Annotated in this window: 8 protein-coding genes and 2 pseudogenes; 2 read left to right on the plus strand and 8 right to left on the minus strand. The window is 51.1% G+C overall.

Features of this window, described 5'->3' with window-relative positions:
* Positions 1–17: 17 nt before the first annotated feature.
* From KT71_RS21490 to KT71_RS16195, 3 genes and pseudogenes are all read right to left on the minus strand, one after another.
* A pseudogene (locus tag KT71_RS21490) lies at positions 18–309 on the minus strand (transposase family protein); the annotation flags it as partial.
* A gap of 61 nt (positions 310–370) precedes the next feature.
* The gene (locus KT71_RS16190) at positions 371–2,878 is read right to left on the minus strand and encodes a hypothetical protein (RefSeq protein ID WP_023660206.1); all 2,508 of its coding nucleotides are present in this window, start codon (positions 2,876–2,878) and stop codon (positions 371–373) included.
* A 359-nt stretch (positions 2,879–3,237) separates the two neighbouring features.
* Positions 3,238–3,966 carry a hypothetical protein gene (locus KT71_RS16195; protein WP_008294268.1) on the minus strand — a complete coding sequence of 243 codons (729 nt, stop codon included), beginning with the start codon at positions 3,964–3,966 and terminating at the stop codon, positions 3,238–3,240.
* 172 nt (positions 3,967–4,138) lie between these two features.
* Here KT71_RS16195 and KT71_RS16200 point away from each other — a divergent pair, with 172 nt between their 5' ends.
* Positions 4,139–4,987: a hypothetical protein gene (locus tag KT71_RS16200; RefSeq protein WP_008294267.1), complete on the plus strand. Its 849-nt coding sequence runs from the start codon at positions 4,139–4,141 to the stop codon at positions 4,985–4,987.
* A gap of 139 nt (positions 4,988–5,126) precedes the next feature.
* Here the strand turns inward: KT71_RS16200 and KT71_RS20265 are convergent, their stop codons facing one another.
* The 5 genes and pseudogenes from KT71_RS20265 to KT71_RS16220 all read right to left on the minus strand — a co-directional run bounded on the left by KT71_RS20265 (position 5,127) and on the right by KT71_RS16220 (position 10,919).
* Positions 5,127–6,149 (minus strand): radical SAM protein, encoded by a 1,023-nt coding sequence (locus tag KT71_RS20265; RefSeq protein WP_238549434.1) that lies wholly within the window; start codon positions 6,147–6,149, stop codon positions 5,127–5,129.
* Positions 6,150–6,305: 156 nt separating this feature from the next.
* Positions 6,306–6,584 (minus strand): annotated as a pseudogene (locus tag KT71_RS21435) (SPASM domain-containing protein); the annotation flags it as partial.
* Between the two features lie 975 nt (positions 6,585–7,559).
* Positions 7,560–8,063 carry a hypothetical protein gene (locus tag KT71_RS16210; protein ID WP_023660209.1) on the minus strand — a complete coding sequence of 168 codons (504 nt, stop codon included), beginning with the start codon at positions 8,061–8,063 and terminating at the stop codon, positions 7,560–7,562.
* On the minus strand, positions 8,060–8,497 hold the full coding sequence (locus tag KT71_RS16215) for a hypothetical protein (RefSeq protein WP_152025260.1): 438 nt from the start codon (positions 8,495–8,497) through the stop codon (positions 8,060–8,062). Before KT71_RS16215 ends, KT71_RS16210 begins: the two co-directional genes overlap by 4 nt.
* Positions 8,498–8,708: 211 nt before the next feature.
* The gene (locus tag KT71_RS16220) at positions 8,709–10,919 is read right to left on the minus strand and encodes a hypothetical protein (RefSeq protein WP_152025261.1); all 2,211 of its coding nucleotides are present in this window, start codon (positions 10,917–10,919) and stop codon (positions 8,709–8,711) included.
* Between the two features lie 697 nt (positions 10,920–11,616).
* Here KT71_RS16220 and KT71_RS16225 point away from each other — a divergent pair.
* Entirely contained in the window at positions 11,617–11,934 is a 318-nt protein-coding gene (locus KT71_RS16225; RefSeq protein ID WP_008294262.1) for a hypothetical protein, read from the plus strand.
* Positions 11,935–12,060: the final 126 nt, after the last annotated feature.

A 12,060-nucleotide genomic window follows, 5' to 3' on the forward strand; every position in this document is an offset into this window, starting at 1 on the left:
TTGTAATTCGCAGGGACAACTGCTCGCCAAATGTAATGCTGATTGCCATTGCGCTTTACAAAAACTTCGTCGATAAAGACGGTCGCCGTAGCCTCGATGCTTTTGCCTCAGCCGGCCGGCGTAAATAGCTCCAAACTTTATGCTCCCGAGCTTCACGGCTGACGGTGATGCTTCGTTCTGCGAGGAGATCCTCGATGTCTCGGTGACTGAGATTGAATCTGTAGTAGAGCCAAAGAACCTGCCCCGCTTTATGGGTACTAAGTAGGAGATGATTTCAGGCGGGAATCGGTGGCGCTTGTAAATATTCATGGGGCGAGTCTATAAATTTGGGGCACTTAACTTGGCGATACCGCGTAAACGACTGATGAAATTACTTGTACTTTTGCATGATCGCTTGCACTCGCTTCTTGTGCTCGCCCCGTAGCGCGACCAACTCCTGCTGCATCTCTGCGCGTACTTGCATCAATTCTGCGCGCGATCCACTTTGTTGCACCTGCAAAAGCCTATGATTCATTGCAAGAGCCTCTTTCTGATATTGCTGCTGAAGGTCAGCAAGCTCCTGACGCATTCTCTGCTGTTTAACCGCCGGGGACATGGTTGCAATCGCATTTGATTTATCGCTACTCGAGGTTTGCGCGCCGGAACCCGTCGCTTGTTGAACACCATTCTTTGAAGCCGTTGGTAGACCCTGCTCAGCTTGCACTTTATTAAACATGTCTTGCAACACGGATTTTCCCGCAGCAACTGAGTCGCGAGAAAAATCATCTTGACGACGCTCTTCTGCTGATCGACTTCTTGGCGGGTTGGTACTGATACTTACCAAACCCGAAGAAGCCACTGGCATAGACGTCGGCATCAATCGTGCTATAGAAGAGACGCTTACCGAGCTCGCTACCCGTTCTGGTTCTGAAAAAGGCTCGGCCATCGTCGCGGAAACTTCGGGTGGCCGATTTTCCGCTGCTACCGACAGCGTTCCCGGGCTCTCTAAAATCTGGAAAGTAATACGTCTAAGTTGCTGTTCAAATTCCTTGACCTCGGGACTATCGCAGGCGTATCGCTGCTTCATATCCTCCAAACCAAAAAACAGCTCTCTTGTCATCAACGTATGGGTTGCACTGCTTGCATCTGCACTTCCCGATGCGCCGGCAATCCGATCACGTAGCGGGAAAAACTCCGGGTTCAAGCTATAGACTGCCGACGACGTACCTCCGCCATACTCTTCGGTATAACCATATTCATCAGTAACGATGTAGGTCGGATAGGTTATTGAATATTCCTTATCTTCAGCACCTTCAACAAAACAGGTCTTCCCCCACTTCTTGTAGCTGTACATATACTTATTCGCGGCGCCGCGCATTAGATGCGCCGTTTCCACCATTTGTTTTATGCCAAATAACGCATTGAATGCCTCATTGCCTTTACTATCCGGAAAAAGATCATCGGCTGTATCGCGGAATTTGTCTTGAGCAAGTTTATCCATTTGGCGAATTTGACTGTCATCACCGCGATAAATAGCGTTTAAGTATCTCCCTGCGCGAAGCTCGCAAAAGACCCCCTCAGTGCAGCTCGGACCAAACATATTGTCTGCCTTCCACTTACGGTAACTCTTGGCGGCATCGCTCTCATACAAGCTCTGTAACTGATAGTCTTTGGCATCGGCAAAAACAGATTGTGACGCCGGCTGGAAACTAAAGATCATACTATCCCAGTATTCATCGTCACCGAGTCGATAATTGTCGACCGTTGCGCTTCTGGGTGTATCGCATTGCTCAAACGCGATTCTTTGAACAAGTTGTCCGATGAAGTTCTGATATCCCTCGCCATTGCGACTCAACTGATCGTCGCGGCGTTCATGGTTAATACGGTAAATAGCGTCGTATCTCGGCGAGCTACAGTTGCTATTACGCGCAGCGAATACTTGGATTAAGTCGGTCTTCAACAAGGGTACACGCGTAGCCAAGAATGCATCTTGCGACTGACCTTGGCTGATACGTGCACTTGCAGCTATCTTGCCGGCTAAGTCATCAGCCAAAATAAAAGGGTCGAGGTCAAAACCTGGAAAATTTGTGCGTAAAAAACGGGGTGTCACATCGCTAAACGCAATCACCTCGGACCTGGCGTCCTCGCCTTGTAAAGCACAGGGTCTTCGGGTGATCGTCACATAGTCACCAATGACAGGGATTTTTAGATCAAATGCGCCCCAAAGAGCGTAACCCTCAAGTGCGTTATCGCAAGTACCATCGGCTTGCTCGTTGCCAACTTCATAAAAGTATCCACGAACCAAATAATGTGACAGCCGATCGGGAGAACTTTCGTGGAAATGTTTTTCTACATGATTGGCCACCAAATGGCCGCCCAGCTGATTACCATAGATCCCGTCAAAACGACCATTTTCGAACCGAACAAACACGCGCTCATGAAACGGTGCTCTACCTATCGCTGGAAGATAGCCGGCATCCAACAGATGTTTAAACAATGTGTGTCGAGTTGAGACATCCGATACTTGCCAATTGCTTTTTCGCTCAAGCGTAAATTGATAGTTATTCTCAAGCGTTGACGGACTGTCTTGGACATAGGCTTGAATGGTCTGTACGCGCGGACACCGGACTATTAGCAACGGAGCAGAATCACGCGCGTACTGAGCAATCTCATCGAGCGACTCTTCTACAGACCTCGAGCTCGTTATCGAAATACGTATGTTTACTCGCTCAGCACACGCTCCTGAGAATTGCATTCCATAAGCCACACGAGACGATCCGTAGCCTACTTGGTAGGCGGCCTCCGCCATGTGGACATCTGCGTGTACCAACTGGCCTTTGAAAACTGCTAGAAAAACACTGGTTTGGACGAATATTCGAGCAATAGGTTTTACATTCATGGTTATCTGCTCTGAATGAATAGACTAAGAACCGAAGCTACCACTGAATTTTGCAGTAAGGCAACGTATGCACTCGGTTTCCGACATTCTTGCATTTGTGAGCGACTGCTAGCCGCAGCGTGCTCGGCACTGATTGGTGCGATCTGCAGCAACGCTTTGACACCATCAACCGCACCGACTGCTAGCAGCTCAGTAAACAACTTTCTTTGTTTACGCGTGCGGCTCGAAGCAGTTGGCCTTAGCTTTCTTGATTAAGCTCCCGTCGCTGTACTGTACGGCTGGTCTGCACTCGAGCAAGCTAGCACCCATTAATCGCCGGAGCTCTTTTAGGTTCTCTAGTTCAACCACAGGCTCAGGCGTCACAGGCCGATGAGCTGGACTTCTTGGTTCGGATAGTAAGCTAAAGCCATTGTTCTAATCACTTCCGCTTCCTCGTCTCGATTGATCGCCGATAAAGCACTAATAAGGTTGGTCACACGTTCAAGATAGCGTTTGTCGATCAACTCCAAATGCTTCGGCGAATTCAGTTTGGCATTTACCTTTGCTAAGGCTAGATGAGTTTCTCTACTGTCACGCAAACGTTCAAATTTTGCGACGGGATCATCCAAATATTTAGCTATGCTTTCATACTTGCCGAACTGCATCAGAAGATCCTCAGCGACGCTGTAATATGAGCGCGCCTGCGCCGGATACGTCGTATCGAGAGCTATGAACAGATCTACGGTCGCCCACCCTTCACCTAGACCTCGGTTTATTGCGGCTAATTCATGGAAATTGCCAAATGTACCCGTGCCCGCGAGCAACACTTCGGTGTTTGTATCTCTTATTTCTTTAAGTGCATCAAGCGCTGGCGGGTACTTTGTGCCCAGCTTTACCCATGCACTGATGGCGTAAGACAACCGGACCGCTCCCATACCTATGGCTTTTTTTGACTCTTCATGAAACCAGAGGTGTTTATCTAATGCCTTCTGATACTGCCCAGCATCTGCTAATTCTCGTATTGCATGCAGGTCATCATTACCGACGCGAGTTGATGCAAGGAATGCCAGTCCGATGGCGGCTAGCAAAAAAAGAACAAGCGCTTTCATCAATTTTCTATGCTTCACGCACCTCTGAGTTTTACCCTAATGTAACAGGGATCGCGCATTCGAAGAGGCCTAGGTTTTGAGTGTAAGCTGAACTCAGTAAATGACTAGCGGACTACACATGCGTGGTCTATGCTTTTCAAGGCGAGTCTTTAGAGCAATAGAGCTTGGCAATATGATGCTTCGATTATTTTTCATTTTCTTATTCGCTAGCGCTGTCAACGCAGAAGAGACATGCTGTGTTGACGAAGACATCGCGATAGCCTTTTTCACGTACACCAGCTACAGCCGCAGTTGGCCGGATTCCTTCCCCTTCGACATCGACACCCCAAATCTGGAGTTCATTGCGAGCAGCAAGCGTCGCGACGGTTTGAACACGACCGTGGGCTGGAAAAGTGGATTGAACCCCGACGACGCAAGACAGCTTTTATCAAACGCCTTGAGGCGAGATAACTGGATAGCCATACCCCAAGGTGAGGATCGACGCAGGATGTATCAGCGAGGCTTCGTACCGCGCCAACCTAACGCGGTGATGGACAATCAACAGTTTTGCCGTAACAGAGACGGTCAGCTGACTGTCTTATCTCGATCCACCGATATCGGAACTGTCGTCACGCTGGCTCATTACGACAATCGCGGCAAGCAAGACTGCAAGGAGATGATTGCTGCCCACACCGGTGCCCGGAGATACGACAGCGGGGTAATAAAGTATCTCCCAGCACTGACACTTCCGAAATCAATAGAAACGTCGCCGTTTCTGGGCAGCGGTAGCGGCGGTGGCGGTAACGAAGCACATGCATCCATATCCTTACAGACCACGGTCTCTAGTGACAATCTTATGACTGGGTTCGATAGACAAATGGCAGAACAGGGATGGCGAATGGACGCGAACTTCCAAGGCAATACGGTGGTAGGACGCACTTGGCTCCGCGATGTTGGGGGTCTTCAACTCACCTGCATTGTCACGGCGACATCGGGCTCAGACAACAATGTTCGGCTGCGAATGCACCTTGAGTCTATCTAAGCTCAAGATAAGCGCTCGATTCCGTACGCTGGACTCGTATTACGCTCTCTCAACACCGACCAGTTAGTTTGGTTCCATCTGAGGCAACCACGTGTTCAACAGCCACTAAGTCTTGTTGGTTACTGTAAGTATTCGCATTTTAGGGCGCCAAAATAGGCGCCACTGTCTTTGCAGAGAGCACTCTTGGCAAACAGGCTACATTCAACGGTGGAGCCTTACAGCCAGCTTTAACGAAGCGCTCGAGCGGCGCCCTAAATGCAATCAGGGGTATGTTGTGCAAAACGGCGCGGTCCAACATCCGCCGAAACGAACTAACGAGCGTATGGTGAGGGATACGCGAGTGATGCTCTCTTTCAAGGAATGGACGATAAGCGGCCACGCCATTGCTGGACAGTGGAAACACAGATATTTGGACAGGTATATCTGGACCTTGTTTCCTAAAAGAAGCCACCAAGTCAACGACATCCGGAAGATCGTCGACGTTACTTTCCATCAGAACAAAAGAGAATCCCACCGGTATATTGAATCTCTCGCTGCTTGCCCGTTCAAAATAACCGCGTACATTGCTAGCGAGACGCTCGAAACAAACACCCTGTCGAACGCGCTCTACGGTGGCGGGTGTGCCGCCGTCTAAACTGATGTTGAGCTTACTCAAAAGTCTGTTTTCGATGAGATGGTGGGAATTTGAGGGCGTAAGTAAAATTCCATTCGTAGAAATACGAAGCTCCGATCCGATGCTACGCAGATAAGAGGCCACCTGCTTCCACTGTGGATACAGCAGAAACTCACTACCATTCATAAAAAAGTCTAAAACCGAGTCGCTCTCCGTCAGCGCTAACTCCAGTTCATCTTGAGGCATTCTGGACCGGAACTTTCCATCAGGCATACGAAAACCGCGCACAATTTCTTGTGAGAACAATCCTGGACAATGAATACATCGCGCGTTGCACACGCTGATCAAGTTGATTTCTCTGACGGGAGCTACTGCTCGTGGCCGAAGTTCACCACCAAGAAATGACTCGACGGTTTGTCCAATGATTTGTAGCTTTTCGACGGCAGCTTTTCCATCTGTTGAACGCACGCTACGAGAAAGCGATTGCAGTTTTCGTTGATATCTCTTTAGGAGCGCCTTCTCGATTAGAGAAAGACGAATGCTTTTCATGCATAAGAGAAGACCCAGCAGCGGCCAATTCCGACCATAGAATGTGAGCCGCGAGCATGCCCACTCACGCCTTAACGTGGCGACGTGACGCCAAAATGGCTTAGCCAATGATTGTGAAAGCGAGAGGTTATAGCCATTCTTGACGCACGCGTCGCAATGCGCGTTTGGAAACTTGCCCTCTCGAACGTTCGCTCTGAAGCTGGCAGCGGAATCACTTCGCCAGACCGTGCTCAGACCCTGAGTCTTCCAGTTTCCGTAATCAAAGTCGCTGCGGCAACAGGGTTGTGTTCGACCATTCTGTCGCAGCACACCATGGGTCCAAGGGGCGGCGCAAAAGCTTTTACCGGGAGAGTGAGACATTCGCTGCCAGTCTGAGCGAACACGCGTGATGGCTAAACCTAGATATTGTAGGGACGGGCCCAGCAACTTTTGCATTAATACCAACCACCTTTGAGTAGCAGCTGCTCAAAACATCATTGAGTATCGACAACTTAACTCTTTGAGATCATGAAAAGATAGCTCTTGGTCGCACGCAATCGCTCAAACCCGCCATCGAAAGCAGCTACCCCAATATCGCGGAATTGCTTAGTGCTGACCTTGCGGCCATCTAAGCTAGATATCCCGGCATCAGTAGCTGAATAACGCTAGAACTGCCTGGCAGATTTCAACCAGTCCTTCCTCAAAATTCGATCGCTCTGATTCAATTGACTATCCCTAGAAACCGATAAAGGATGGATGGTCTGACATCCTTTATTCTAGCGGTCAAATTTTTACGTGAGACCGATAACGAAACGCCGTACTACACGAGCTCCGAGCACTGCCCCGTTGTTGGGGCAATTTCACGGTATCGTGTTTCGGGCCGGTTGGATCTCCAAGCTGGGTAGTCATTTGGTGAATCAAGCGCATAGAGTAAAGACGCTGAGTGCCGCTAAGTTAGGTTATTTGCTTGGAGTTGTTTTGACCTGTATGTCGCTCATTTCTTGCCTAGATCGTCAATCAAGCTTTTTCTCGGGCCTCGACGCCAACTTTGATAACAAAATTTCCTTTGCTGAGTGGTGGCACTACTATGGTAGTGGCCAAAAAGATCTAATCTCATCATCACGCAGAGACTTTTATCTTGCCGACTGTGACAAAGACGACCTACTGAGTTGGGATGAGTATTGGAACCATCGTAAGAGACACAACTACTGCCCTCATTTTGACGCACTGAGGCAGGCTGGAATAAACGCTACCCTCGTATATTTGATTAGCGAAGAACAGCGATTACTGGAGAAAACCTATTCGGCTGAAGGAGCAGGGGCTACGAATTAGCTGCGGCGACTGAGGCGATGACCATGGCCATTGCAAAACCGTCTCGCTATTCGGATCACGCGTATCTAATGAATCGGTAGTAAGTGGCCCACCAAGCTCTCACTGACAGTCCTTTGGAACCGATTTCGCGATCCGTTCGAGCAGCGTCTGAAGTGCTTGCAGGTCTTTGTATCTTTTCGAGCCACACCAGTAGGGCTGTAGCGAGATTGAGAATTGGTTCGCTCGCCCGGTATCCAACGTGTAATCAAACCAAAACGTCGGACCATCACCCGTATCACTCACCGTACAGCTGAGTTCCACCGCAGGCGTCAGCTCATAGCGTCTGAGCACAGGCACGAGAGTGTCATGTAGATCATCGAGCACCTCCTTATCCAGATACTTAATGTCCCGCTTGCAGGTCCCCAAACGGTCTTTGTAATCGAGGAATTCATAGCGTCCACTGGATGCGATCAACATATCCGGATCGTTCATCATCTGTCCCCAACCGCCATAGTCCGGTCGGTCAAAGAAAATAGACCACTGTGTGACCTGCTGCGCTTGAACCGCCTGTACCGCCGCGCAGATCAAACCGAGTCCTAAGACGACAGACCTTGAAAGATTCATTTGCGCCCTTCTGATAAATTTTTGCTGCAGCGATCCGCACGACTATCTCGCAAATCAATCAACATGCTCGTCAACGCAAAGAGGTCTGGATAAACCGCTTGAATCATCCCTAGATCGAGATAAGTCAGATACACACGCCGCGATGAGGCCGGGTCATCATCAACCCATGACTGAGTTACAATGTTTAGGTGGGTGTAAGGGGAATCGACGCTGTTCAATCGATCATAAACAGCTGAACCCTGCCCCGGGTATACACCGAGGCGGTCATCAAGAGCAGCAGTTTCATGGCGAAATGCTGCGACTAGCCCAGCAACCTCCCCTTGCTCCTGATCGCTCAGACGCGTTTCACAGGAAAAACGAAAGCTATTGACCGGTTCTACAAAGGCTATCCCGCCGGTCGATACGACAACAACACTCCCTAGATCACCACCCATCCACGGATCTATGTATGGTCTTTGGAGCTGAAGGTGGATACGCCAGCCATCGTTGCGCCCCGACTGCTCGGAGCTCGCCGACGCGGACACGGTTGGCAGGACTGTCACGAAGAGAAGGAGCCTCGCAAAGAAAATGGCCGAGCTTTGACTCGCGGACCGCAATAGCATTAACAGAGACCACTGCGTCGCCTGTGATAAACACTTCGCCACCCTAAGTTGCCTCCTGCTCGGCACGCAGCGCAGCGAGGCGATCAACTAACTTCACGAACGCTGTTCGACTGAGGCCCTCCAGGGCAAGCGGCTCCATGGCCTCGGCGTAATCGGTAGGCCGAAAACCTTGCAAGGCCCCGCCACTAATGGTCATGGACGGCACACGGCCATACGCCATTTCAAACTCATTTGGTGACAGCCTGACTCTCGGCGACTCGTTCGCATAACCTGCCTCGACGATATCAAGCAGCAAGCGCAGCGTATGTTCAGCCGCCCGCAAACGGTCCGCAATAGTGTCAGAAGTATCCGAGTATTCGACCATCACTAGCGCTCCCGTGACGGCATAAACACGATGCCGCAGCTCTTCCATGATGCGAAGGTGCGGCGCGACCTGCTCAATAATAATGTCCGCCAGCTCTTCGACGTCATCCGGATGTGCACGAAACCACAGCTGCCCGGGCGCATTAACGAGCGTGTATTGGGGTCGCTCGTAGTCTTGCCTGGGTTCGCGTGGAAATTCGATACCCGGATCTCCTTCTTCCAGCAAAATATCGATTTGCTGTTGCTCCCAGCCAATAGCATTGGTTGCTTGAATCGCTTCGAACAGCCTATCAGTCGATAGACTAAACACACGATCCGCATCCGCGGCGCAGCCGGGGCGCGACAGTGAAAACGTTGGCGACTTTCGAACAACGATTGACACATTCCCGACAGGCCTTCTTCGCTGAACGGCTGGCCCCTCAAGCGGTTTGCATGCATCGGCGCGGGACACGGCTTCAGCGGCGTCGATCACCAGTAGTGCTCCGACCGCCTGCTGAGACCGGTAATGCTGCGCAAACCACTGGGGCGTCGTGAGGTACAAGTTATCTCCCAGCGGCATTGGAATTATGAACTCCTGTCTATCAGACCCGGCGTCCACCAGCTGACTCCACAGTGTTTTGCCCTCCATGGAGAGCTCACCCACAATCGAATCAGAACCTTCAGTAGCTCTGTACAACAAGGTTGCCTTCTGCGTGAGTGCTACCGCGTAGCCTCTAGGCACAACCATCTCATCAACACGCTTCTGCGAAAGAAAATGCCAACTACGCAGATAGGTCCCACGCCTATCGGCTGACCACGCACTTCCCCCAAGCGCAAAAGCCTTACTGCCAATCAGGCCGAGCAACTCAGGTCGGAAGAAACTCTCTTCATCAACCAGTACATGCTCCTGTGCCTGCCCCTCTGAACCCACGCGAAGCAGTGAATACTGGGGGCGATTAACAGGGTCCTGATAGAAACCACGACGAAGCAGGACTGCAAGCTCACCTTCTACCGAGAGCGTGAGGTCTTCCACGGCTACTCCAGGCTCTAGAGCGAGACGCCACGCGGGCGATCCATCCAGCGCCGAGGCAACAATAAAGCTTTGATCAAAATCGCTGTAATAGTGGACGATGCGACTCACATCCGCCGACACGGCAATCGCGGCGCCCGCCGGAATCGACCACTCTGGATACGTCTTGATCTGCTCGCCTGTTTTCCCACTCAGGATGATCGTGCTCACCGTTTGCTGCTGCGCGTCCGGTCGATCAACCCGCACCAGTGCAACGTCAGTTCCAGTGGAGAGTATGTGCGTTCTGCCAATCCCATCGGCGCGAACCTGCCAAAGCGTCTCCCCGGCTAGTGAGATGGCATGGAGCATACCGGGATACGACTCTCCCGGATCGTAGTCGCTATCCGGACTCCAAAGCAAAGTTGTTCTATCAGCGAGGCTCGCTGCTACCGGCCTGGTTCCCGCGGGCAGTCCGCTGATGATGGTTTTTCGCTCTCTTGCGCCATGCGGCTCAAAGAAGGGAATATGCGGAGGAGAAACGCATGCGTAGGCTGCTTCGCGTGTACGTGCATTAACCGTTGTAACACCGCATTCTCTATGCGACAGCAACACTGTTGGTCCGCTTGCATCATAGTAGCGATCAATTCGAAACACCTCACGTCTTGGACTACTGCGATCACCCCCCGACTTTAGAAAGGCGGCGTCTGCTACGCGCAGTGCCTCCTCGTCGGTCGGCCAGTGCGACGCCTCCAACCCAGGGGATTGGCTTTCCAGCAGACTCACGCCAGCTTCTTCAAGAACGCCTGAGATACTTAGTCGTATGCTGACATGCGTGTTACGGGTCGTGACCCCTGCAATTGTCTGCTCGCAGCTCAGTCCGAAATGCTCAATGTCGTTTTCCATTGGGAAGCGCTGGACCCTACAACTTAAGTCGCCAGCTATCGGAGCGGTTACACACTCTCCGTGCAACCTCAAGTCGGAAAGAAGCTCTCTCCCAGCCGCATCTGGATCTTTTACGAGCAGCGTGGGATCGATCGAGAAGGCTGGCATTAGGACTGCCGGTGGTGTGGGCGTCGAATCAGGCGAGAGTTCGGCTCGGACCACCCCGCCGTGAGCGCGATAATCAAGGCTCCACATGGCGTCGTACCGCGCCTCACGAAAACCTCCGTCCGGATTGCCATGATTAGACGAACACTGATCAGCGCCCACTGCGCCTGCGCTTAAGAGTCCAGCGGCAGTGACTGTCAAAAGGATTCGAAAGTAGCGGGGTCTGGAAACAACAGACAGACCTTCCGTATTCCGCTTCATAATGGCAACCTCAAAGTAGAGCGGGACCGTCCTGCTCATGGCAGCAGATAGAAGTCGGTACCATTGAAACTTCTTCATCGTTTTACTCTATCTATGTGACAGCCTTGATACGGCAATTATTGACCCATTTAGTGATAACCCCCACCACAAGCGTGATTTTCTTGTATTTTCCTCTAGACTGGAAATGCGGGCGAAGAGGTTTTAGCGCAATACATGAGCGATACCGTGGACTTTTAAAAGCCGCGAATACTGTGACGAGCTTACTCAGCTTAGATCTCGAGGAGAACGAAAAGTGGATAACGTACAAGCGCAACTGGTTTACGAAGATGCGAGGCGGAAGGAATCAGCTTTACAAGAGTTCGAATCTCTCCGCCCCACCTACAATCCTATCGTATCGGCCGTTGCCCAAGTGATGTGCATCGCGCTGTTTATGTGGTTCATCAACTCACAGGGAGTAGGAAGTTCCTCGGATAACAACATCGTGTTCATGGCCATGTTCATGCTCATCCTAGGCAATCAATACTTCACCCTCGAGCTGCATCGTCGGACGCACACGAGAATTGATGCCTTTCACCGCCTGATGAGTCGCAGTATAAAAGAGAGGGCGTGAATACAGATCGTAGTGGCATCATAAGTCTATGGAGCGATGCGACAACTATTTACGACGCGTCAGGCAGCTCATGTGACAAAACCTCGAGTGAAGGACTGGCAAACGACTATGCTTGCCGTTGTTTCG

The sequence above is a fragment of the Congregibacter litoralis KT71 genome (assembly GCF_000153125.2).
Lineage (GTDB): Bacteria > Pseudomonadota > Gammaproteobacteria > Pseudomonadales > Halieaceae > Congregibacter > Congregibacter litoralis.